Origin of the sequence: Streptomyces sp. S063, assembly GCF_002832675.1 — a bacterium.
Taxonomy (GTDB): domain Bacteria; phylum Actinomycetota; class Actinomycetes; order Streptomycetales; family Streptomycetaceae; genus Streptomyces; species Streptomyces sindenensis.
In genome coordinates, this window is sequence record NZ_CP021707.1 from 4,636,135 (window position 1) to 4,657,549 (window position 21,415).

Genomic DNA, 21,415 nt, shown 5'->3' on the forward strand with positions numbered 1-21,415 from the left:
TGGAGGGCGTGAGCGAAGTGCCGGCCGATGCGTGCCGCCCTCTCCTGCTGCTCGGCGTAGAAGCGCAGGGCGATGTTGACGGTCTCCTTCTTCGTGCGGGCCCTGGACAGGGCCATCGCCTGCTCCAGAGCTTCATCGTCTAGGTCGAACTGGGCCACCGACATGTCCGGCCCTCCCGTCGGGCGTCCTGCGCCGCCATGTGGAGCATGTACAGAGCTCTGTATGGGACCAACATTCCTCCCGCGAGCCGCCTCCGGCCTTATGGTGCCGCTATGTGCGGAATCGTGGGTTATGTCGGTGTGCAGTCGGCGCAGGACGTCGTCGTCGCGGGACTCAAGCGCCTCGAATACCGGGGCTACGACTCGGCGGGTGTCGCCGTTCTCGCGGACGGCGGGCTCGCCGCCGCGAAGAAGGCGGGCAAGCTCGTCAATCTGGAGAAGGAGCTGGGCGACCGGCCGCTGCCGGCCGGGCGGACCGGGATCGGGCACACGCGGTGGGCGACGCACGGGGCGCCCACCGACGTCAACGCCCATCCGCATCTGGACAACGCGGGACGGGTCGCCGTCGTGCACAACGGGATCATCGAGAACTTCGCCGCCCTGCGGCGCGAGCTGACCGGGCGCGGGCACGCCCTGGAGTCGGAGACGGACACCGAGGTCGTCGGGCATCTGCTGGCCGAGGCGTTCTCGGCGGGCGGGGACCTCGCGGACGCCATGCGGCAGGTGTGCCGGCGGCTGGAGGGGGCCTTCACCCTCGTCGCCGTGCACGCGGACCAGCCGGACGTCGTCGTCGGCGCGCGGCGCAACTCACCGCTCGTCGTGGGCGTCGGGCAGGACGAGTGGTTCCTCGCCTCCGACGTCGCCGCCTTCATCGCGCACACCCGCTCCGCGATCGAGCTGGGCCAGGACCAGGTCGTCGAGCTGAGCCCCGAGGGCGTCACCGTCACCGGGTTCGACGGGCAGCCCGCGGACGTACGCGAGTACCACGTCGACTGGGACGCCTCCGCCGCGGAGAAGGGCGGCTACGCCTCCTTCATGCTCAAGGAGATCGCCGACCAGCCCCAGGCCGTCGCCGACACCCTCCTCGGCCGGGTCGACGGCGAAGGCGCGCTCCACCTCGACGAGGTCCGCATCCCGGACGTCGAACTCCGCGAGGTCGACAAGGTCGTCATCGTCGCCTGCGGCACCGCGTTCCACGCCGGGATGATCGCCAAGTACGCCATCGAGCACTGGACCCGGCTGCCCTGCGAGACCGAGCTGGCCAGCGAGTTCCGCTACCGCGACCCGATCCTCGACCAGCGCACCCTCGTCGTCGCCATCTCCCAGTCCGGCGAGACCATGGACACCCTGATGGCCCTGCGGCACGCCCGGGAACAGGGCGCCAAGGTGCTCGCCATCTGCAACACCAACGGCTCGACGATCCCGCGCGAATCCGACGCCGTGCTCTACACGCACGCCGGGCCCGAAGTCGCCGTCGCCTCCACCAAGGCCTTCCTGACCCAGCTCGTCGCCTGCTACCTCGTCGCCCTCTACCTCGGCCAGGTGCGCGGCACCAAATGGGGCGACGAGATCCGCACGGTGGTGCGCCAGCTCTCCGCGATCTCCGCCGAGGTGGGACGCGTCCTCACCACCATGGAGCCCGTCCGCGAGCTGGCCCGCTCCCTCGCCCACCACGACACCGTCCTCTTCGTCGGGCGCCACGTCGGCTACCCGGTCGCCCTCGAAGGCGCGCTCAAACTCAAGGAACTCGCCTACATGCACGCCGAGGGGTTCGCCGCGGGAGAGCTCAAGCACGGGCCCATCGCGCTCATCGAGGAGGGCCTCCCGGTCGTCGTCATCGTCCCCTCACCGCGCGGGCGTTCGGTCCTCCACGACAAGATCGTCTCCAACATCCAGGAGATCCGGGCCCGGGGCGCGATCACGATCGTCGTCGCCGAGGAGGGCGACGAGGCCGTCGTCCCGTACGCCGACCACCTCATCACCGTCCCCGCAACGCCTACGCTGCTTCAGCCGCTGGTCTCCACCGTGCCGCTCCAGGTCTTCGCCTGCGAGCTCGCGACGGCCCGCGGCAACGAAGTGGACCAGCCGCGCAACCTGGCGAAGTCCGTGACCGTGGAGTGAGCGAGTGAGCGAACGAGGGTGGGGGCCGTGATCATTGGGGTCGGCATCGACGTGGCCGAGATCGAGCGGTTCGGCGCCGCGCTGGAGCGTACGCCCCAGCTGGCCGACCGGCTCTTCGTCGGCAGCGAGCTGACGCTGCCGAGCGGCGAGCGGCGCGGGATCGCCTCGCTCGCCGCCCGGTTCGCCGCGAAGGAGGCCCTGGCCAAGGCGCTCGGCGCACCGGGCGGGCTGCTCTGGAGCGACGCGGAGGTCTGGGTCGAGGAGAGCGGGCAGCCCCGGCTGCGGGTCAGCGGCACGGTCGCCGCCCGCGCCGCCGAACTGGGGGTACGCGGCTGGCACGTCTCGCTCAGCCATGACGCGGGGGTCGCGTCGGCGGTGGTCATCGCGGAGGGGTGAGCACCCGCACGGCCGAACCGGTCGCCACGCCGCGCGGGGGTGGCGTCGGCCCGTGTGATCGCGGAGGGTTGGACCATGCGACGTGCCTACAGCGTGGAGACCGTACGGGCCGCCGAGGCCGCCCTCATGCAACGCCTGCCGGAGGGCGCGCTGATGCAGCGCGCCGCCGCCGGGCTCGCCGCCGCCTGCGGCGATCTGCTGCGACGCAAGGGTCGGGTGTACGGGTCCCGGGTCCTGCTCCTCGTCGGCAGCGGCGACAACGGCGGCGACGCGCTGTACGCGGGTGCCCGCCTGGCCCGCCGGGGCGCGGGCGTGCGGGCCCTGCTGCTCGCCCCCGACCGCGCCCACCCGGGCGGGCTCGCCGCGCTGCTGGCCGCCGGGGGGCAGGTCGTCGACGGGCCGGACGGGCTCGGCGTGCTCGACCTCGTCGTGGACGGCATCACCGGCATCGGCGGGCGCGGCGGGCTGCGCGAGGACGCCACCGAGCTGGTGCACACGGTGACCCGGGACCGTACGCCGGTCATCTCCGTCGACCTGCCGAGCGGGGTCGAGGCCGACACCGGGGAGGTGCACGGCGAGGCCGTCCGGGCGGATGCCACCGTCACCTTCGGGACGTACAAGCCGGGCCTCCTGATCGACCCGGCAGCCGAACACGCGGGCGCCCTGCGGCTGGTGGACATCGGGCTCGGGCCCGAGCTGCCCGAGCCGCCGGACCTGGAGGCGCTCCAGTACGCGGACGTGGCCGCGCTGCTGCCGGTGCCGGGCGCGGAGAGCGACAAGTACCGGCGCGGCGTCGTCGGCGTCGTCGCCGGGTCCGAGCGCTACCCGGGCGCCGCCGTCCTCGCCGTCGCGGGCGCGCTGCGCGGCGGCGCCGGAGCCGTGCGGTACGTCGGACCGGGCGCGGACGCGGTGATCGCCCGGTTCCCCGAGGCGCTGGTGCACGCCGGGCCGCCGTCGAAGGCCGGGCGGGTGCAGGCCTGGGTGGTCGGGCCGGGGCTGGGGGACGGGCGCGGCGCGGAGGCCGCCGTCGCCGATGTGCTGGCCGCCGACGTTCCGGTGCTCGTCGACGCGGACGGGCTGCGACTGCTGGACGCCGGGACCGTACGGACCCGGACCGCCCCGACCGTCCTCACGCCGCACGCGGGTGAGGCCGCCGCGCTGCTCGGCACGGCCCGAGAGGAGGTCGAGTCCGGACGGCTCACCGCCGTGCGCGAACTGGCCGCCCGCTACCGCGCCACCGTGCTCCTCAAGGGCTCCACCACCCTGATCGCGGAGGCCCGCGACACCCCCGTACGGGTCAACCCGACCGGCACGCCCTGGCTCGCCACCGCGGGCAGCGGCGACGTCCTCTCCGGTCTCACCGGGTCCCTGCTCGCGGCCGGGCTCGCCCCGCGCGACGCCGCGTCCGTCGGCGCCTATCTGCACGGACTCGCCGCCCGGCACGGCTCCGACGGGGCCCCGGTCTCCGCGCAGGACGTCGCCGACGGCATCCCGGCGGCCTGGCGCGACGTGCGGGCGGGATGAGGCGGGGAGATGGTGGAGGCCCAAGGAGGCCCAGGAGGCTCGGCGGAGGAAGGGCGGTTCCGGTCGTGAGTGAAGCCGTACGCGTACGCAGGGCGTACGACCCGGTCGAGGACACCGACGGCACCCGGGTGCTGGTCGACCGGCTCTGGCCCCGGGGCGTCTCCAAGGAGCGGGCAGCCGTCGACGTATGGCTCAAGGACCTCACGCCCTCGGACGAGCTGCGCTCCTGGTACCACCACGACCGCGCGGACCGGCACGAGGAGTTCGTCGAGCGCTACCGCACCGAGCTGGACGACCCGACGCACACGGAGGCCGTCGAGCGGCTGGCGGGGCTCGTGCGGGAAGGCGGGCCCGTCACCCTGATCACCGCCGCCAAGGACGTCGAGGACAGTCATGTGCCCGTGCTGGTCGACCACCTCCGACATGTGATGAAACGTACATAAGTCCGGATACCGGCGTGCGCTGCCGGGGAGGCGGACGGGGCCTCTGAGAGACTGGGCGCGATGAACGAGACAGCGTCCCTGAGAGCCCGTGCCGAGATCGACCTCGCCGCGCTGCGCGCCAATGTGCGCGTCCTGCGCGAGCGGGCGACCGGTGCGCAGCTCATGGCCGTCGTGAAGTCCGACGGGTACGGGCACGGCGCGGTGCCCTGCGCCCGGGCCGCACGGGAGGCCGGGGCGACCTGGCTCGGCACCGCGACCCCCCACGAGGCGCTCGCCCTGCGGGCGGCCGGACTCGACGGCCGGATGATGTGCTGGCTGTGGACGCCGGGCGGGCCCTGGCGCGAGGCGATCGAGGCCGACATCGACGTGTCGGTCGGCGGCCTGTGGGCGCTGCGCGAGGTCGTCGCCGCCGCCGAGGCGGCGCAACGCCCCGCCCGCGTCCAGCTCAAGGCCGACACCGGCCTCGGCCGGGGCGGCTGCCAGCCCGCCGACTGGTCCGAGCTGGTCACCGAGGCGCTGGCCGCCGAACGGGCCGGACGCCTGAAGGTCACCGGACTGTGGTCCCACTTCGCCTGCGCCGACGAGCCCGGCCACCCCTCGATCGCCGCCCAGCTCGGCGTCTACCGCGACATGGTGGCGTACGCCGAGAAGGAGGGCGTGGAGCCCGAGGTGCGGCACCTGGCCAACTCCCCGGCCACGCTCACGATCCCCGAGGCGCACTTCGACCTCGTGCGGACCGGCATCGCGATGTACGGCATCTCGCCCGCCCCCGAGCTGGGCACATCGGCCGAGCTCGGGCTGCGCCCCGTGATGACGCTCGCCGCGGCCGTCGCCCTGGTCAAGGACGCCCCGGCCGGACACGGTGTCAGCTACGGCCACCACTACACGACTCCCGCCGAGACCACCCTCGGCCTGATCCCCGTCGGCTACGCGGACGGCGTCCCGCGCCACGCGTCCGGCAGCGGGCCCGTCCTGGTCGGCGGGAAGGTGCGCACGGTCGCGGGCCGGGTCGCCATGGACCAGTTCGTCGTCGACCTCCGGGGCGACCGTCCCGAGGCGGGCGCGGAAGCGGTGCTGTTCGGGCCGGGCGACCGGGGCGAGCCGACCGCGCAGGACTGGGCGGAGGCCGCCGGAACCATCGCGTACGAGATCGTCACCCGCATCGGCACCCGGGTGCCCCGCGTCTACGTGAACGAGACGGCCGACGAGCTGACCGGAGGCGCGCCGCGGTGAGCGAGAGCAGCGCGGAGGCCGTGGTGGCCGCGACCGCGAACGCGGCGGGCGCGGCCGGTACGGCGGGCTGGCGGCGGGCCGGGATCGCCGGGGCCGCGATAGGGGTCCTCGCCGCCGGAGCGGCGGCCGGGGTCGCCGTCGAGCGGCTCACCGTCGGGCGCGGCATGCGCAAGAAGGCCCGCCTCGCGCTGGACGCGACCGGGCCCTACGGATCGCTGCGCGGCACCCCGGGCCGGGCCGTCGCCGACGACGGCACCGAGCTGTACTACGAGGTCGACGAGGTGGAGGCCGAGCCGGCGACGGCCGACGAGAGCGCCTCCTCCGGCACGCGTCGCCGCCGGCTCTTCGGGCGCAAGGCCCCCGCCCCGGTCACCGTCGTCTTCAGCCACGGCTACTGCCTCGGCCAGGACTCCTGGCACTTCCAGCGGGCCGCCCTGCGCGGCCTCGTCCGCACCGTCCACTGGGACCAGCGCAGCCACGGCCGCTCCGAGCGCGGGCGGTCCCAGGCCGACGGGGTGCCGGTCGGCATCGACCAGCTCGGCCGCGATCTGAAGGCGGTCATCGACGCGGCGGCCCCCGACGGCCCGCTGGTGCTGGCCGGGCACTCCATGGGCGGCATGACGATGATGGCGCTGGCCGACCAGTACCCGGCGCTGATCCGGGACCGGGTCGCCGCCGTCGCCCTGATCGGCACCTCCAGCGGCAAGCTCGGCGAGGTCGACTTCGGGCTGCCGGTGGCGGGCGTGAACGCGGTGCGCCGGGTGCTGCCGGGCGTGCTCAAGGCGCTGGGCTCGCAGGCGGAGCTGGTGGAGAAGGGGCGGCGGGCCACCGCGGACCTCTTCGCCGGCCTGATCAAGCGCTATTCGTTCGGGTCCCGGGACGTGGACCCGGCGGTCGCCCGGTTCGCGGAGCGGCTGATCGAGGCCACCCCGATCGACGTGGTCGCCGAGTTCTACCCGGCGTTCACCGAGCACGACAAGAGCGGCGCGCTGCCCGGGTTCCGGGACGTGCCCGTGCTGATCCTGGCCGGCGACAAGGACCTGGTGACGCCCAGCTCCCACAGCGAGGCCATCGCGGACGTCCTGCCCGACGCCGAACTGGTGATCGTGCCGGACGCCGGGCACCTGGTGATGCTGGAGCACCCCGAGACCGTCACGGACCGGCTGGCCGACCTGCTCGTCCGCAGTGGCACGGTGCCGGCCGCTAACGTTGGCGGACATGGAAGCACCGCACAACGGCCCGGCCGCTGAGACCGTTCCCGAGCCCACCGGGACGACCGTTCCCGACGCCGCCGGGGCCCTGCCCGATGCCGTCACCGTCACGCTCACCGTCACCTCCCCCGAACAGATGCAGGACCTCGGCCGCCGCCTGGCCGGGGTGCTGGCCCCCGGCGACCTGGTGATGCTCACGGGCGAGCTGGGCGCCGGGAAGACGACCCTGACCCGCGGCCTCGGCGAGGGCCTCGGCGTGCGCGGCGCGGTCACCTCGCCCACCTTCGTCATCGCCCGCGTCCATCCCTCCCTGGTCCAGGGGCCCGCCCTGGTCCACGTCGACGCGTACCGCCTGGGCGGCGGGCTCGACGAGATGGAGGACCTGGACCTGGACGTGTCGCTGCCGGAGTCGGTGGTGGTCGTGGAGTGGGGCGACGGCAAGGTCGAGGAGCTCTCGGAGGACCGGCTGCGCGTCCTCATCGACCGCGCGACCGGCGACACCGACGACGAGCGGCGCGAGGTGACCCTGGTGGGCATCGGGGCGCGCTGGGCGGGGCTGCGGGAGGCGCTGGCGTAACGCCCCGGGGGTGGCCTTCCCGACAGGGCGTCGGTAAATTGTTGCGCGGGAGACCGTGGTCATGGTCACATGGGTACGAGGCGTAGTTAGGTTTACCTAACCGCGCCCTCCACCGGAGCCCCCAGGAGGCATCCATGCCGACGCCCGAGCGCGCAGCGCGACCGCAGCCGCGACCGTCCGCCCCGTCCGTCCTGTCGATGAAAGACCTGCTGGCCTCGTGCGCCGCGGCCACCGCGGTCTCCACCCCGCCGAGCGACACCACGGACGCCGGCGAAGCGTCCGACGCGGCGGACCGGGACGGGGGCGGCGGCCACGCGGACGCCGTCCGGCGTCACGCGGCCTGAGACCCGGCGTTCTGACCCCGCTCGACGGTTACGGGACGACGACGACCTTCGCGCCGACCGTCGCGAAGGTCCACATCGCGTTGCCGTCCGCGCGCTTCATCCGTACGCCTCCGGTCTTCGACGTCGGGTCCGGGCTGGCCATCGAGCCGTCCTGCGCGGCGCTGAAGCCGATCGCCACCTCGTCCACGTTCGCGAAGCGGACCACGTGCTCGATCGGGACGCCGTCCGAGCCCTGGACCGTGCCCGAGCGCGAGGTGACCCGGTGGACGCCGGGCGGCGGGCTGACGGGGCTCGGCATGACCGTGAAGGTCCGGATCGACTCGTTGTCCTCGTTGACGAGCCACACCCGGCGGTCCTTCAGCGCGTACACCACGCGCTCGCCCTTGCCGGACGCCGCCGGGACCGCCAGCGGGTCGGCCGGCTTCGGCTTGGCGGAGGGCTTGGCCGGGGCCGTGGCGGAGGTCTTCGGGCCCGGCGAGGAGGCCACCGAGCCGGGGGCGTTGGCCGAGGCCTGGTAAGCGAGGAAGGCGACCGCGGCGACCGCTGCGGCGGTGAGCCCGGCCACGATTCCCGAGCTGCTCCTTGCCACCTGAACTCCCCTTTCGGCGGCCGTCTGCCGCATGTCGTACAAGCGTTTACGTCGTACCCGCGGATACCCGGTGACGGTAGCAGCAGCACGGGTGCGGGCCGGGACGCCGTACGGGCGCCGTAACGCCGTCGGCGGAGCCGTAGGCTGTTTGCTGTGCTCTTGCTCGCCATGGATACCGCCACACCCGCCGTGACCGTCGCCCTGCACGACGGTACGTCCGTCATCGCCTCCTCCGGGCAGGTCGACGCCCGCAGGCACGGGGAGCTGCTGCTCCCCGCCGTCGACCGGGTCCTCGCCGAGGCCGGGACGAAGCTCGACGCCGTGACGGGCGTGGTCGTCGGCGTCGGCCCCGGCCCGTACACCGGCCTGCGCGTCGGCCTGGTCACCGCCGCCACCTTCGGCTCGGCCCTCTCCGTCCCGGTCCACGGCCTGTGCACCCTGGACGGGATCGCGTACGCCGCGGGGCAGGACGGCCTGGAAGGGCCCTTCGCCGTGGCGACGGACGCCCGCCGCAAGGAGGTGTACTGGGCGCGGTACGAGAACGCCCGCACCCGTACGGGTGGGCCCGCCGTCGACCGGCCCGCCGACATCGCCGAAGCCGTCGCCGGGCTCCCCGTCGTCGGCGCGGGCGCGGTGCTCTACCCGGAGTCCTTCCCGGACCGGCGCGGCCCCGAGCACGTCTGTGCCGGGGCGCTCGCCGCGCTCGCCGCCGAGCGTCTCGCCGCCGGGCAGGAGCTCCTGGAGCCGCAGCCGCTCTATCTGCGCCGTCCCGACGCCCAGGTCCCGAAGAACTACAAGGTGGTCACCCCCAAGTGAGCGCCACCACCGCCGTCCTGCGCGAGATGCGCTGGTGGGACATCGAACCGGTGCTGGAGCTCGAACACGCGCTGTTCCCGGACGACGCCTGGTCGCCCGGCATGTTCTGGTCCGAGCTGGCCCATGCCCGCGGCCCCGGCGCCACCCGCCACTACGTCGTCGCCGAGGAGCCCGCCACCGGGCGTATCGTCGGCTACGCGGGGCTCGCCGCCCTCGGCGACCTCTCCGACGTCCAGACCATCGCGGTCAGCCGCGAGGCCTGGGGCACCGGCCTCGGCTCCGAACTCCTCACCGATCTGCTGAAGGCCGCGACCGCCTTCGAGTGCGCCACCGTGCTGCTGGAAGTGCGGGTCGACAACACCCGCGCGCAGAAGCTGTACGAGCGCTTCGGCTTCGAGCCGATCGGCTTCCGGCGCGGCTACTACCAACCGGGGAACATCGACGCCCTGGTCATGCGCCTCACCCTGCACGAACACGTAGCGGACAACGCTCCAGAGACCGGGACTGAATGATGGCTGCCGACGAACCCCTCGTACTCGGCATCGAGACCTCCTGCGACGAGACCGGCGTGGGCATCGTGCGCGGCACGACCCTGCTCGCCGACGCCGTCGCCTCCAGCGTCGACACCCACGCCCGCTTCGGCGGCGTCGTCCCGGAGATCGCCTCCCGCGCCCACCTGGAGGCGATGGTCCCCACCATCGAGCGGGCCCTGAAGGAGGCGGGGGTCAGCGCCCGCGACCTCGACGGGATCGCCGTCACCTCCGGACCCGGGCTCGCCGGAGCCCTGCTCGTCGGCGTCTCGGCCGCCAAGGCGTACGCGTACGCCCTCGGCAAACCGCTCTACGGGGTCAACCACCTCGCCTCGCACATCTGCGTCGACCAGCTGGAGCACGGCCCGTTGCCCGAGCCGACGATGGCCCTGCTGGTCAGCGGCGGCCACTCCTCCCTGCTCCTGGCCCCCGACATCACCTCCGACGTCCGCCCGCTCGGCGCGACGATCGACGACGCGGCGGGCGAGGCCTTCGACAAGATCGCCCGCGTCCTGGACCTCGGCTTCCCCGGCGGCCCCGTCATCGACCGGCTGGCCCGCGAGGGCGACCCGCGGGCCATCGCCTTCCCGCGCGGTCTGACCGGCCCGCGCGACGCCCCGTACGACTTCTCCTTCTCCGGGCTGAAGACGTCCGTGGCGCGCTGGATCGAGGCGAAGCGCGCGGCCGGCGAGGAGGTGCCCGTACGGGATGTGGCGGCGTCCTTCCAGGAGGCCGTGGTGGACGTGCTCACGCGAAAGGCCGTGCGGGCCTGCAAGGACGAGGGCGTCGACCACCTGATGATCGGCGGCGGCGTCGCGGCCAACTCCCGGCTGCGCGCCCTCGCCGAGGAGCGGTGCGAGCGGGCCGGCATCCGGCTGCGGGTGCCCCGCCCGAAGCTCTGCACCGACAACGGCGCGATGGTCGCGGCGCTCGGCGCGGAGATGGTCGCCCGCAACCGGCTCCCCTCCGACCTGGAGCTGTCGGCCGACTCCTCGCTGCCGGTGACGGAGCCGCACGTGCCGGGGGCCGCGCACTCCCACTCCCACGCGCACGATCACGACCACGTGCACGAGATCAGCAAGGACAACCTGTACTCATGAGCGGCACGGCCGTCGTCCTGATGTGGGAGGCCCGCGCCACCGAGGGCCGGGGCGCCGAACTCCTGGAGTGGGCCCGGGCCCGCTCCGCCGAGCTGTCCCGGGAGCCCGCCCGCCGTGAACTCCTGCGCGCCCCGCAGGACCGGGTGCTCGTGATGACCTGGTGGCCGGGCGCCTCGTACGGTGACGACCTCCCCGAACTGCCCGAGCCCGACGCCGACCTGGTCACCCGGGCCGTGCACCGGTGGCGGTTCGAAGCGGTGGGGTGAGGCGCGGGGTTCCGTCGCGTGTCCGATGAGTTCGGGCGGCGGGCCCGGTCTACCTTCCACGACGTCCGGACCGCCCGGCCCGGACGCGTGGACGCCCGAAGAGGTGAAGGTCATGCAGAAGATCACCCCCTGTCTCTGGTTCGACGGTCAGGCCGAGGAGGCGGCCGAGCACTACGTCGCGATCTTCGGCGGTGACTCCCGGATCCTGGACATCGCCTACTACGGCGACGAGGCTCCCGGCCGGAAGGGCTCGGTGCTCACCGTGGCCTTCCGGCTCGCCGGGCAGGACTACACGGGGCTCAACGGCGGCCCGCAGTTCCCGTTCACCGAGGCGATCTCGCTCTCCGTCGACTGCGCCGACCAGGCCGAGGTGGACCGGTTCTGGGAGGCGCTCTCCGAGGGCGGCGAGGAGGGCCGGTGCGGCTGGCTCAAGGACAAGTTCGGGGTGTCCTGGCAGATCGTGCCCAACGAGCTGCCGCGCCTGCTGGCCGACCCGGACCCGGCCAAGGCGGACCGGACCATGAAGGCCATGCTGGGCATGGGCAAGCTGGACATCCAGGCCCTGCGCGACGCCTGACCGGCAGCGCCGCCCCCGGGGCCCCATCGGTAGTGTTCCGCGCATGCCACGCCGTGCCCCGCTCCCGCCGCCCCCTCCGCCCGTCGCGATCCGGTCCTGGCCCGACCGCGACGCGCTGCTCGCCGACCGGGCGGTGGTCCTGGGCGAGCTGGTGAGGATGCACGTGGGGCCGGGGCGGCTCGGGCTGCTGTGGATGTGGGCGGCGCTCGCCGCGACCGGCTGGAGCCTGGTGGGCTCGGGGCTCGTCGTCTTCGAGCAGGAGGCCGACGTCTTCAGCGCCATCGGCGGAGTCGTCGTCCTGGTCATCGGCTTCGCGGTCCTCGTCCCGGCGGTCGCCTTCGCCTGCGTCGGCATCTCCCGGGACCGGAAGGTCCGCGTGCTGCTCGACGCGTGGGGTGCGCTGGACCGCGACCCGGAGCGCGACCGGCGGCTGCGGATGCCCGGGACGAGCCTGACCTGGCTGCTGCTGTCGTTCGTCCTGGGCGCCGCGGGGCTCGCCCTCTGCGTCATCGGGCCCGCGAGCGCACGGCCGGGGCGGGAGACCTACGGACTGGTCGCCCTGGTGATGGGCGTCGGCATGGTCGCCTGGCTGACCGCGCTGGTCGGCGGGGTGACCGCTCTCGCCCACCGCCGCTGGGTGGTGCGCGTGCTGATGGGCGGCGGCAGCGGTACGGGCACGGGGGCCGGGTCCGTACCGGTCAGCCCAGCGGGTGGCCGATCAGCATCGTCGGGGCACCCGCGACCCGGGTCAGGAACACCGTCGCCACGTTCGGACCACTCAGCTTCATCCGGCGCCGCAGCTCCTCCGGTTCCACCGCCGAACCCCGCTTCTTGACGGTCAGCACGCCGACCCGACGCTCCCGCAGCAGCGCCTTCAGCCTCTTCATGCTGAACGGCAGCTCGTCGGTGATCTCGTACCCGGCGACGTACGGCGAGGAGTACCGCCGGTCGCTCGTGATGTACGCGATCGTCTCGTCCACCAGCCGCCCGCCGCACCGCTCCACGAGGTCCGCGACCAGATGGGCCCGGATCACCGCGCCGTCCGGCTCGTACAGATAGCGCCCGACCGGGCCCACCGGCGGGGCCGGCAGCGGGGCGGGGGCGCTCAGGGCCGCCCCGGACGGCAGCAGCGTGGCCCGGAACGAACCGGGCGCGAAGCCCTCCCCGTACCAGAGCACCGCCTCCTTCACGTCCCCGCCGTCCGAGATCCACTCGGCCTCCGCCTCCGGGCCGATCGCCTCGTGCGGGATGCCCGGGGCGATCTTCAGCGCCGCCCTGGGGGCCTTCAGCGCGGCGGCCGTGGCCCAGGACAGCGGCGGTGAGTACGCCTCCGGATCGAAGATCCTGCCGCGTCCGCCGCGCCGCGCCGGGTCCACGAAGACTGCGTCGTACGGAGCGGTGTCGATCTCCGTGACATCGGCGCACCGCACCTCGATCAGCTCCCCGAGTCCCAGCGCCTCGGCGTTGGCACGGGCCACCTCGGCCGTCAGCGGGTCGCGGTCCACGGCGAGCACGGAGATCCCGGCGCGGGCCAGCGCGATCGCGTCGCCGCCGATGCCGCAGCACAGGTCCGCCACGCTCCGCACGCCGAGCCCGGCGAACCGGGCGGCGCGGTGGGCGGCGACCGAGGTACGGGTGGCCTGCTCGACCCCGTTGGGCGTGAAGTACATCCGGTACGCGTCCTCGGCCCCGAACTTGGCGACCGCCCGCTGCCGCAACCGGGCCTGGCCCAGGGCCGCCGACACCAGCTCCGCCGGGTGCGTGCGGCGCAGCCGGGTCGCGGTGGCCAGCTCGTCCGCCGGGTCGTGGTCGCGCAGCTCGGCCAGCAGCTGTTCGCCCTCGGGGGTGCGCAGCGCGGCGAAGGCGGCGCGGGCGGGGTCGTCGGCCGAGGAGGCGGAGGGGGTCGTTGCGTTCACCCGGTCCATTGTGGGCCAGGCCGGGCGCGCCGGGTCCCTGTGGGCCGCCCGGGGGACGGCGCCGGTCCGCTCGGGTGTCGGAAAGGGCACCCGGGTGGGCGGCTGGCAGGATGCGGCGCCATGCAGCTAGTACGACAAAACGAAAAATCAGCCGTAAAACGGCGCAGGTCGGGCGTCGTCGTGCTGGCGGCCCTGCTGGCCGCCGCCGTCGCCTCCGGATGCGCGGCGGAGCCGGACGGCAGCGGCACGGGGACTCCCGGCGCACCCGCGAAGCCCACCGCGGGCCGGTCGGGCGAGGCGGCCCCGCAGGCCGGGCCCGCCCGGGCCCCGGACGCGTACGCCGAGACGGTCAGGAAGAAGCAGGCCGCACGGGCCGTCGCGGCGAAGAAGTGGGGGCTGGCCAAGACCCCGCTCGCGGCCCCCGAGCCGCCGGCGGTCAAGCCGTCCATCACCACCCGCAAGGGCTTCGAGGTCCGGAACGACAAGGGGCTGCCGCCCGTCTTCACCACCGTCCCGACCAAGGAGAAGATCGTCTTCCTGACGATGGACGACGGGGCGGAGAAGGACCCCGAGCTGCTGCGGATGATGACCGAACTCGCCATCCCGTACAGCGCGTTCGTCAGCGACTACGTCATCAACGACGACTACGGCTACTTCAGGAAGATGCAGCGGCGCGGGGTGACCATCAGCAACCACACCCTCAACCACCGCTATCTGCCCGGCCTCTCCTACGCCGAGCAGAAGCGGGAGATCTGCGGCCAGCAGGACAAGATCCTCAAGAACTACGGCAAGCGCCCCACCCTCTTCCGCCCGCCCTACGGCAACTACAACCGCGACACCCTCGTCGTCGCCAAGTCCTGCGGGATCACCGCCGTGCCCCTGTGGTCCGCCGAGGCCTTCCCCGACCGCATGGAATGGCGCGAGTGGGACAAGGACCTGCACCCCGGCGACATCGTCCTCACCCACTTCCGGGGCAAGGAGGACTGGAAGGGCTCCATGCCCGACATGATCCGCCGCGTCATGAAGACCATCACGGACAAGGGGTACGCGGTGGCGAAGCTGGAGGACTACGTCTGACCCGTCCCGGTCATCCGTGCGGCTCCGAAGTGCGCGCTCAGCCCCGCTGAGCGCGCACGCGTCGCTGTCGCCGCCGTTGCGGCAGGGCGGGGAGGCGCAAGCGGGGGCCGGGGCTGATCCGACGGAGCCCCGATCGAGACGGCGCGCGGGTGGTGAATTGGCACTCCGCTTGACCGAGTGCTAATCGCGGTCATAGTCTCGGGTCTGGCACTCCCCCCTGGAGAGTGCCAGCAGCACTCTGCGCGACAGGGACAGGTCCGGCACCCGCGACGACGGATCGGTTCGGTCGCCACCCACAGACTGTTAAACCCCGTGAGATCTCCGAAGGGGGAGACCGGATCGTGTCGACCACCAGCTCCAAGGTTGCGATCAAGCCGCTCGAGGACCGCATTGTGGTCCAGCCGCTCGACGCCGAGCAGACCACGGCTTCCGGCCTGGTCATTCCGGACACCGCGAAGGAGAAGCCCCAGGAGGGCGTCGTCCTCGCCGTGGGCCCGGGCCGCTTCGAGAACGGCGAGCGGCTTCCGCTCGACGTCAAGACCGGCGACGTCGTCCTGTACAGCAAGTACGGCGGCACCGAGGTGAAGTACAACGGCGAGGAGTACCTCGTCCTTTCGGCCCGCGACGTCCTCGCGATCGTCGAGAAGTAATTCACCCACGTTTGCATGTGTTCTGCGCCCCTGGCCCCCAGCGAAATAACTAGCCGGGCGGCGAGGGGCGCAGTTCATTTTGAGAGGGATACAGCCCATGGCGAAGATTCTGAAGTTCGACGAGGACGCCCGTCGCGCCCTTGAGCGCGGCGTCAACAAGCTTGCCGACACGGTCAAGGTGACGATCGGCCCCAAGGGCCGCAACGTCGTCATCGACAAGAAGTTCGGTGCCCCCACCATCACCAACGACGGTGTCACCATCGCACGCGAGGTCGAGCTCGACGACCCGTACGAGAACCTCGGCGCCCAGCTCGTCAAGGAGGTGGCGACCAAGACCAACGACGTAGCGGGTGACGGCACCACCACCGCGACCGTCCTGGCCCAGGCGCTCGTCCGCGAGGGTCTGCGCAACGTCGCCGCCGGCGCCTCCCCGGCCGCCCTGAAGAAGGGCATCGACGCCGCCGTCAAGGCCGTCTCCGAGGAGCTGCTCGCCACGGCCCGCCCGATCGACGACAAGGCCGACATCGCCGCCGTGGCCGCGCTCTCCGCGCAGGACCCGCAGGTCGGCGAGCTCATCGCGGACGCGATGGACAAGGTCGGCAAGGACGGTGTCATCACCGTCGAGGAGTCCAACACCTTCGGTCTGGACCTGGAGTTCACCGAGGGCATGGCCTTCGACAAGGGCTACCTGTCCCCGTACATGGTGACCGACCAGGAGCGTATGGAGGCCGTCCTCGACGACCCGTACATCCTGATCCACCAGGGCAAGATCGGCGCCATCCAGGAGCTGCTGCCGCTGCTGGAGAAGGTCATCCAGAGCGGTGGCTCCAAGCCGCTCCTGATCATCGCCGAGGACGTCGAGGGCGAGGCGCTCTCCACCCTCGTCGTCAACAAGATCCGCGGCACCTTCAACGCCGTCGCGGTGAAGGCCCCGGGCTTCGGCGACCGCCGCAAGGCCATGCTCGGTGACATCGCCACCCTCACCGGTGCGACCGTCATCGCCGAGGAGGTCGGCCTCAAGCTCGACCAGGCCGGTCTGGACGTGCTCGGCACCGCCCGCCGCGTCACCGTCTCCAAGGACGACACGACCATCGTCGACGGCGGCGGCAACGCCGAGGACGTCAAGGGCCGCGTCAACCAGATCAAGGCCGAGATCGAGTCCACGGACTCCGACTGGGACCGCGAGAAGCTCCAGGAGCGCCTCGCGAAGCTGGCCGGCGGCGTGTGCGTCATCCGCGTCGGCGCCGCCACCGAGGTGGAGCTGAAGGAGAAGAAGCACCGCCTGGAGGACGCCATCTCCGCCACCCGCGCCGCGGTCGAGGAGGGCATCGTCTCCGGCGGTGGCTCCTCCCTCGTCCACGCGGTGAAGGTCCTGGAGGGCAACCTCGGCAAGACCGGCGACGAGGCCACCGGTGTCGCGGTCGTCCGCCGCGCCGCCGTCGAGCCGCTGCGCTGGATCGCCGAGAACGCCGGCCTGGAGGGTTACGTCATCACCTCCAAGGTCGCCGAGCTCGACAAGGGCCAGGGCTTCAACGCCGCCACCGGCGAGTACGGCGACCTGGTCAAGGCCGGCGTCATCGACCCGGTCAAGGTCACCCGCTCCGCGCTGGAGAACGCCGCGTCCATCGCGTCGCTGCTGCTCACGACCGAGACCCTGGTCGTCGAGAAGCCGGCCGAGGAAGAGGCCGACGCCGGTCACGGCGGCCACGGCCACTCCCACTAGTACGGCCCGTACCGCCCGTACCGCTCTCGGTACGCCTGAGGCCCGGTGCCCCCGTCGCGGGGGCACCGGGCCTCGGTGCGTTCCGGCCCTGATCCGCCGGACATCCCCAACGGGCGATCACGCGATCACAGGACGGTCGGGTGCGGCAGGGGCAGGGGCAGGGGCAGGGGCAGGGGCAGGGCCGGGGCCGAGCAACTCCCGTACCGCTACCGCGGACCGTACGTGCGCCCCGCCCGCGAGGTGACGTCGCCGAGCAGCCCCCGCGGCACGACCTTGACCAGCCCCATCAGCGCCTTGTAGCGCGGGTCGGGGATCGACACCGTCTTCCCCCGGGCCAGATCCGCCAGCGCCGAGGCCACCAGCTTGTCCGCGTCGAGCCACATCCAGTCCGGGATGTTGTCCGTGCCCATCCCGGCCCGCTCGTGGAACTCCGTCCGCACGAGCCCGGGGCACAGCGCCATCAGCCGCACCCCCGACCCGGCCAGATCCCGCGCCGCGCCCTGGGTGAACTGCACGACCCAGGACTTCGACGCCCCGTACGTACCGCGCGGCACGAACGCCGCGACGGACGCCACGTTGACGACCCCGCCCCGGCCCCGTTCCCGCATCCCGGTGACCGCCGCCGAGGTCAGCCGCAGGACCGCCTCGCAGTGCACCTTCAGCATCGTCAGCTCATCGGCCATGGACACTTCCAGGTAGCGCCCCTTGTTGCCGAACCCGGCGTTGTTGACCAGCAGGTCGATCGGGTGCGTGCGGTCCGCGAGCCGCTTCTCGACCGCCTCGATACCGCCGTCCGTGGACAGATCGGCGCGCAGCACCTCGGCCTCGATGCCGTGCCGGTCGTGCAGTTCCGTGGCCTGCTCGCGCAGCCGCTCGGTGTCCCGCGCCACCAGCACCAGGTTGTGGCCCTGGGCCGCGAGCCGCCGTGCGAACGCGGCCCCGATGCCCGCCGTCGCGCCTGTGATCAGTGCAGTCGTCATACGCGGCACGTTAGTGCCCCGCGTGGTCCGGGACCTCACCCGCCCGCTGCCCCTTCTCCACCACCACGAACTGGCCCATCATCCCGTCGTCCTCGTGGGACAGCAGATGGCAGTGGTACATGTATGGGACATCCGGATCGGACGGGCCGTCGAAGCGCAGGGCGATCCGCACGGTCGTGCCCATCGGCACCGCCACCGTGTCCTTGCGGCCCCGCAACGCCGGCTCCGGCCGCTTCCCGTTCACGTCCAGCACCCGGAACTGCACATCGTGCACGTGGAAGTTGTGCGTCATGTCGCCGCCGTTGCGCAGCGTCCACACCTCCGTCGTGCCCCGGGTGACCGTCCCGTCGATCCGGTCCATCGCCATCGGCTTCCCATTGATCCCCGACTTGCGCAGCTCGAAGTGGCGGGTGCGCACCGCGTCGTCGGCCTCCGGCAGCTCAAGGCCCCGGTCCGCGGCCAATCGGTCCGGCACCCCGGGGGAGGGGCGCAGCCGCTCGGCCGCCCGCAACTGGAGTACGTCGAAGGAGTCGTCGCCGCCGTTGAAACGCCGCTCCCAGCCGTTCCCGTCGCGCCACGGGTAGCTGCGCAGCACCGTCCGCTCGCCCGGCCGCATCGTCACGACGACCTCCGCCCGCTCACCCGGCGAGAGCTGCACCCGGTTCATCGACGCGGGCGCCGCGAGCAGCCCGCCGTCCGTCCCCACCAGGTCGAAGGCGCGGTCGTCGTCGAAGCCGAAGGTGTAGATCCGGGCGGTCGACGCGTTCAGCAGGCGCAGCCGTACGCGCTCGTCGCCGACCTGGGCGTACGGGTCGAGCGTGCCGTTGACCATCGTCCGCTCGCCCAGGAAGCCGGTGTTGGCCAGGAACCGGTGCCCGTGGTCGAACTTCGCGCCGTCGAAGGTGACGTCCTGCACCATGACCGGCAGATCGTCCACCCCGTACGTCTTCGGCAGCGCGAGCCGCCCGGAGTTCTCGTCGTCGAGCAGGAACATCCCGGCCAGGCCCCGCTGTACGTGCTTCTCCGTCGCCCCGTGCGGATGCGGGTGGTACCAGAGCGTCGAGGCCGGCTGGTCGACCTTCCAGTGCGGGGTCCAGGTGGAGCCCGCGTCGACCGTCTGGTGCGGTCCGCCGTCCATGGCGGCGGGCAGGTGCATCCCGTGCCAGTGCACACCGGACGCCTCGTCGAGGGCGTTGCGCACCCGGACCTTCACCCGCTCGCCGCGCTTCGCCCGCAGGGTCGGGCCCAGATGGTCCCCGTTGAACCCCCACGTCGGCGTCGCCGCCCCCTCCCGGAACTCCGTGCTCCCCGCCTGCATCCGCAGATCGAAGACGCGCGTGCCGTCCTCGTCCACCGTCGAGGGCGCGAGCGGCGGCACCGCCAGCTCGTTGCCGAAGCGGACCTTGCCCACCGTGCTCAGATCGGCGCTCGTCCACCACCACGCGAACGAGCCGCCGATCCCCGCCGTGAGCGCCCCCACCACGACCGTCAGCGTGATCAGCACCCGCTTCAGCCGCCGTCGTCCCCTGGTCTTCTCCATGCTCGTCAGCATTTCGAGCCGACCGTGCCCCGGGCATGGGGCAGACCCCTGAACGGCCCCCGACCGGGCCACGAGGTCCGGCCGGGGGAGATCCCTCAGTACGGGGCAGGGTTCCGTACGGGTCAGGGGGAGGCGGCGAAGGACAGCATGCGGGCCTCGCGCACGGGCTTCTGGTTCTCGTCCCCGCTCATGTGCGTCGAGGTCAGGACGAGCCGTCCGTCGACGTAGGCCGTGTGCCCCATGAACATCTCGTACTCCCACGCGGCGGTCGCCTTCGGGTGCTTCACGACCTCCGTCTCCGTGCCGGCGCCGCGCGGACCCATGAGGAAGGTCCGGCCGGGAGTGCTCGGGCCGGCCGCCTCATAGATGCGCATCGCCTTGCCGTCCTCGGCGCGCAGGGCGTACAGCATGCGCATCTCCTCGGACTTGATGCCCCACAGGAACTTCCCGCTCTTCACGTCGTACGCGCCGACCTGGCTCTGGCCGCCCAGCATGATGAGGCCCTTGTCGACCGAGGCGCCCCGGCAGGGCTGGATGTTCCCGCCGGACCCGTCCCCGGCGCACTCCTCGAAACCTTTGTCCCGGGCGTCGAAGGTGACGCGGTGCTTGCCCTTGGGGTCCAGGACCGTGATCCGCCAGTCGTTCGCGGTGTCCTCGTTGTTGAAGGTGGTGAAGACGACAGGGTCCATGGAGATCAGGCTCCCGAACCTCCAGCCGGTTTTCGTCCGGTAGCGCCACAGGATCTTGCCGGTGCGCGGGTCGAGTTCCCGCACCTGGCCGTAGTTCTCGCCCGGGTCGACGGAGACCATGCACTCCGACGTCACCAGAAGCCGGGCGGCTCCGCCCGCCACGTCGTCGGGGAAGCATGCCCCCTTCTTCTCCGACGGGACCTCGTAGAGCTTGCTCCCGTCGCCCATCCGGTAGGTGACGGCCCGTTGGCCCCGGGCGACGGAGAGGACGTCGCCGCTGATGGCGCTGTAGACGATGAGGGTGTCGTCCTCGTCACCGGGCTCGTCGAGCTTCTTGTGCCACCCCTGCTTCCCGGTCCTCAGATCGATCATCTGCATCTGGTTGCAGCGATTGCCCCGTTCGTTGTCGGGCCTCTCCTTGCGGAAGACCACGACCTTGCCGTCGGGCGTGGGGTTGGCCGGGGTCTCGCACACGGCGGAGGGAAGCGTCACGCTCCAGACCTCGGCCCCGTCCGAGAGCCGGTAGGCCGTCACCTTCCGGTACAGGGCCTGGACGGCGGTGTCGCCGACGATCCACAGGTCGTGGACCTTGTTGATCTGCTTGGGGATGTCGGTCCTGTCGTCCGCGATCCACGCCGACGACTCACCAGGCTTCCGCGCGGCCGCGACCTCCTTCGTCGTCGGAATGTGGCTCAGCTCCGGGCCGCCCGCCCCCGGCGCACGGGAAGGGGACGCCGAACCGGAGGGGCGGGGCGACTCCTTCGCCACCGGCTTCGCGGGATCTTCCCGCCCCCAGTCGGTGAGGCCGTACACCCCGTCGGCCACGACCACGAGCACCAGCGCCACGACCGCGGCGACGACCGGCCCCCGGCCGAAGCGGCGACGCGGAGGCGTCGGCGGCGGGGGCGTCGGCGGTCCGAACCCCTGGGCCCCGCTGCCCGGTTGCGCGCCGCCCTCCGAGGCGTACGGATTACCGGGAACGGGCTGCTGCGGCGGGCCCGGCGTGTACCAGGGCTGCTGCGGATCGGGCATGGTCTTCCCCTCAAGACGTGCCACTCGGCGCGAAGTCCGATTCTCGGGCGCGGGTCACTGGTGGTGGACGCGTCGCCGGACG

At 72.7% G+C, this 21,415-nt stretch carries 21 protein-coding genes and 1 pseudogene; 16 read left to right on the top strand and 6 right to left on the bottom strand.

The window, feature by feature from the left end; all coding sequences use genetic code 11:
* Positions 1-92: 92 nt before the first annotated feature.
* A pseudogene (locus CCZ36_RS36985) lies at positions 93-164 on the bottom strand (type II toxin-antitoxin system VapB family antitoxin); the annotation flags it as partial.
* Positions 165-272: 108 nt separating this feature from the next.
* Between CCZ36_RS36985 and glmS the strand changes: the two are divergent.
* The 8 genes from glmS (at position 273) to CCZ36_RS21685 (ending at position 7,848) form a co-directional block, all read left to right on the top strand.
* Positions 273-2,120, top strand: a complete 1,848-nt coding sequence (glmS, locus tag CCZ36_RS21650; protein WP_069736479.1) for a glutamine--fructose-6-phosphate transaminase (isomerizing) — start codon at positions 273-275, stop codon at positions 2,118-2,120.
* 27 nt (positions 2,121-2,147) lie between these two features.
* On the top strand, positions 2,148-2,516 hold the full coding sequence (locus tag CCZ36_RS21655) for a holo-ACP synthase (RefSeq protein WP_012379449.1): 369 nt from the start codon (positions 2,148-2,150) through the stop codon (positions 2,514-2,516).
* A 75-nt stretch (positions 2,517-2,591) separates the two neighbouring features.
* Positions 2,592-4,040: a bifunctional ADP-dependent NAD(P)H-hydrate dehydratase/NAD(P)H-hydrate epimerase gene (locus CCZ36_RS21660; RefSeq protein ID WP_069736480.1), complete on the top strand. Its 1,449-nt coding sequence runs from the start codon at positions 2,592-2,594 to the stop codon at positions 4,038-4,040.
* Positions 4,041-4,105: 65 nt separating this feature from the next.
* Complete coding sequence (locus CCZ36_RS21665) at positions 4,106-4,483, top strand: DUF488 domain-containing protein (protein ID WP_069736481.1); 378 nt, start codon at positions 4,106-4,108, stop codon at positions 4,481-4,483.
* Positions 4,484-4,543: 60 nt separating this feature from the next.
* A complete protein-coding gene (gene alr / locus CCZ36_RS21670) occupies positions 4,544-5,716 on the top strand; it encodes an alanine racemase (protein WP_069736482.1) in 1,173 nt (390 codons plus the stop codon).
* Complete coding sequence (locus tag CCZ36_RS21675) at positions 5,713-6,966, top strand: alpha/beta fold hydrolase (protein WP_069736483.1); 1,254 nt, start codon at positions 5,713-5,715, stop codon at positions 6,964-6,966. The genes alr and CCZ36_RS21675 overlap by 4 nt, the downstream gene beginning before the upstream one ends.
* Complete coding sequence (tsaE, locus tag CCZ36_RS21680) at positions 6,935-7,504, top strand: tRNA (adenosine(37)-N6)-threonylcarbamoyltransferase complex ATPase subunit type 1 TsaE (RefSeq protein WP_069736484.1); 570 nt, start codon at positions 6,935-6,937, stop codon at positions 7,502-7,504. Before CCZ36_RS21675 ends, tsaE begins: the two co-directional genes overlap by 32 nt.
* 134 nt (positions 7,505-7,638) lie before the next feature.
* Positions 7,639-7,848 carry a hypothetical protein gene (locus CCZ36_RS21685; RefSeq protein WP_069736485.1) on the top strand — a complete coding sequence of 70 codons (210 nt, stop codon included), beginning with the start codon at positions 7,639-7,641 and terminating at the stop codon, positions 7,846-7,848.
* A 28-nt stretch (positions 7,849-7,876) separates the two neighbouring features.
* Here CCZ36_RS21685 and CCZ36_RS21690 read toward each other — a convergent pair whose 3' ends face one another.
* On the bottom strand, positions 7,877-8,470 hold the full coding sequence (locus CCZ36_RS21690; protein ID WP_199888369.1) for a hypothetical protein: 594 nt from the start codon (positions 8,468-8,470) through the stop codon (positions 7,877-7,879).
* Between the two features lie 135 nt (positions 8,471-8,605).
* Here CCZ36_RS21690 and tsaB point away from each other — a divergent pair, with 135 nt between their 5' ends.
* The 5 genes from tsaB (at position 8,606) to CCZ36_RS21715 (ending at position 11,726) form a co-directional block, all read left to right on the top strand.
* Positions 8,606-9,253, top strand: a complete 648-nt coding sequence (gene tsaB / locus CCZ36_RS21695) for a tRNA (adenosine(37)-N6)-threonylcarbamoyltransferase complex dimerization subunit type 1 TsaB (protein ID WP_069736512.1) — start codon at positions 8,606-8,608, stop codon at positions 9,251-9,253.
* Positions 9,250-9,765 (top strand): ribosomal protein S18-alanine N-acetyltransferase, encoded by a 516-nt coding sequence (rimI, locus tag CCZ36_RS21700; RefSeq protein ID WP_069736487.1) that lies wholly within the window; start codon positions 9,250-9,252, stop codon positions 9,763-9,765. The genes tsaB and rimI overlap by 4 nt, the downstream gene beginning before the upstream one ends.
* Positions 9,765-10,883 (top strand): tRNA (adenosine(37)-N6)-threonylcarbamoyltransferase complex transferase subunit TsaD, encoded by a 1,119-nt coding sequence (tsaD, locus tag CCZ36_RS21705; RefSeq protein WP_069736488.1) that lies wholly within the window; start codon positions 9,765-9,767, stop codon positions 10,881-10,883. Before rimI ends, tsaD begins: the two co-directional genes overlap by 1 nt.
* On the top strand, positions 10,880-11,149 hold the full coding sequence (locus CCZ36_RS21710; protein ID WP_069736489.1) for a hypothetical protein: 270 nt from the start codon (positions 10,880-10,882) through the stop codon (positions 11,147-11,149). The genes tsaD and CCZ36_RS21710 overlap by 4 nt, the downstream gene beginning before the upstream one ends.
* Before the next feature lie 112 nt (positions 11,150-11,261).
* Positions 11,262-11,726 (top strand): VOC family protein, encoded by a 465-nt coding sequence (locus tag CCZ36_RS21715; RefSeq protein WP_069736490.1) that lies wholly within the window; start codon positions 11,262-11,264, stop codon positions 11,724-11,726.
* A 698-nt stretch (positions 11,727-12,424) separates the two neighbouring features.
* Here the strand turns inward: CCZ36_RS21715 and CCZ36_RS21725 are convergent.
* A complete protein-coding gene (locus tag CCZ36_RS21725; protein ID WP_128818378.1) occupies positions 12,425-13,651 on the bottom strand; it encodes a THUMP-like domain-containing protein in 1,227 nt (408 codons plus the stop codon).
* 111 nt (positions 13,652-13,762) lie between these two features.
* On the opposite strand from CCZ36_RS21725, the gene CCZ36_RS21730 reads away from it, so the two are divergent.
* From CCZ36_RS21730 to groL, 3 genes are all read left to right on the top strand, one after another.
* Entirely contained in the window at positions 13,763-14,719 is a 957-nt protein-coding gene (locus tag CCZ36_RS21730; protein ID WP_069736492.1) for a polysaccharide deacetylase family protein, read from the top strand.
* Between the two features lie 341 nt (positions 14,720-15,060).
* The gene (gene groES / locus CCZ36_RS21740) at positions 15,061-15,369 is read left to right on the top strand and encodes a co-chaperone GroES (RefSeq protein ID WP_003966899.1); all 309 of its coding nucleotides are present in this window, start codon (positions 15,061-15,063) and stop codon (positions 15,367-15,369) included.
* Between the two features lie 97 nt (positions 15,370-15,466).
* Positions 15,467-17,092 (top strand): chaperonin GroEL, encoded by a 1,626-nt coding sequence (gene groL / locus CCZ36_RS21745; RefSeq protein ID WP_069736493.1) that lies wholly within the window; start codon positions 15,467-15,469, stop codon positions 17,090-17,092.
* A 206-nt stretch (positions 17,093-17,298) separates the two neighbouring features.
* Here the strand turns inward: groL and CCZ36_RS21750 are convergent, their stop codons facing one another.
* The 3 genes from CCZ36_RS21750 to CCZ36_RS21760 form a co-directional block, all read right to left on the bottom strand.
* Entirely contained in the window at positions 17,299-18,072 is a 774-nt protein-coding gene (locus CCZ36_RS21750) for an SDR family NAD(P)-dependent oxidoreductase (protein ID WP_069736494.1), read from the bottom strand.
* 10 nt (positions 18,073-18,082) lie between these two features.
* Entirely contained in the window at positions 18,083-19,612 is a 1,530-nt protein-coding gene (locus tag CCZ36_RS21755; protein WP_206515762.1) for a multicopper oxidase family protein, read from the bottom strand.
* A 122-nt stretch (positions 19,613-19,734) separates the two neighbouring features.
* A complete protein-coding gene (locus CCZ36_RS21760; RefSeq protein ID WP_128818379.1) occupies positions 19,735-21,333 on the bottom strand; it encodes an outer membrane protein assembly factor BamB family protein in 1,599 nt (532 codons plus the stop codon).
* Positions 21,334-21,415: the final 82 nt, after the last annotated feature.

Excerpts from the sequence above, each read along its gene's own strand:
- tsaB (WP_069736512.1), top strand. The coding sequence starts at position 8,606 with ATGGATACCGCCACACCCGCCGTGACCGTCGCCCTGCACGACGGTACG.
- alr (WP_069736482.1), top strand. The coding sequence starts at position 4,544 with ATGAACGAGACAGCGTCCCTGAGAGCCCGTGCCGAGATCGACCTCGCC.
- CCZ36_RS21690 (WP_199888369.1), bottom strand. The coding sequence starts at position 8,470 with ATGCGGCAGACGGCCGCCGAAAGGGGAGTTCAGGTGGCAAGGAGCAGC.
- groL (WP_069736493.1), top strand. The coding sequence starts at position 15,467 with ATGGCGAAGATTCTGAAGTTCGACGAGGACGCCCGTCGCGCCCTTGAG.
- tsaE (WP_069736484.1), top strand. The coding sequence starts at position 6,935 with ATGGAAGCACCGCACAACGGCCCGGCCGCTGAGACCGTTCCCGAGCCC.
- CCZ36_RS21660 (WP_069736480.1), top strand. The coding sequence starts at position 2,592 with ATGCGACGTGCCTACAGCGTGGAGACCGTACGGGCCGCCGAGGCCGCC.
- CCZ36_RS21685 (WP_069736485.1), top strand. The coding sequence starts at position 7,639 with ATGCCGACGCCCGAGCGCGCAGCGCGACCGCAGCCGCGACCGTCCGCC.
- glmS (WP_069736479.1), top strand. The coding sequence starts at position 273 with ATGTGCGGAATCGTGGGTTATGTCGGTGTGCAGTCGGCGCAGGACGTC.
- CCZ36_RS21730 (WP_069736492.1), top strand. The coding sequence starts at position 13,763 with ATGCAGCTAGTACGACAAAACGAAAAATCAGCCGTAAAACGGCGCAGG.
- CCZ36_RS21710 (WP_069736489.1), top strand. The coding sequence starts at position 10,880 with ATGAGCGGCACGGCCGTCGTCCTGATGTGGGAGGCCCGCGCCACCGAG.
- CCZ36_RS21755 (WP_206515762.1), bottom strand. The coding sequence starts at position 19,612 with ATGGAGAAGACCAGGGGACGACGGCGGCTGAAGCGGGTGCTGATCACG.
- tsaD (WP_069736488.1), top strand. The coding sequence starts at position 9,765 with ATGGCTGCCGACGAACCCCTCGTACTCGGCATCGAGACCTCCTGCGAC.
- CCZ36_RS21750 (WP_069736494.1), bottom strand. The coding sequence starts at position 18,072 with ATGACGACTGCACTGATCACAGGCGCGACGGCGGGCATCGGGGCCGCG.
- CCZ36_RS21725 (WP_128818378.1), bottom strand. The coding sequence starts at position 13,651 with ATGGACCGGGTGAACGCAACGACCCCCTCCGCCTCCTCGGCCGACGAC.
- CCZ36_RS21760 (WP_128818379.1), bottom strand. The coding sequence starts at position 21,333 with ATGCCCGATCCGCAGCAGCCCTGGTACACGCCGGGCCCGCCGCAGCAG.
- CCZ36_RS21715 (WP_069736490.1), top strand. The coding sequence starts at position 11,262 with ATGCAGAAGATCACCCCCTGTCTCTGGTTCGACGGTCAGGCCGAGGAG.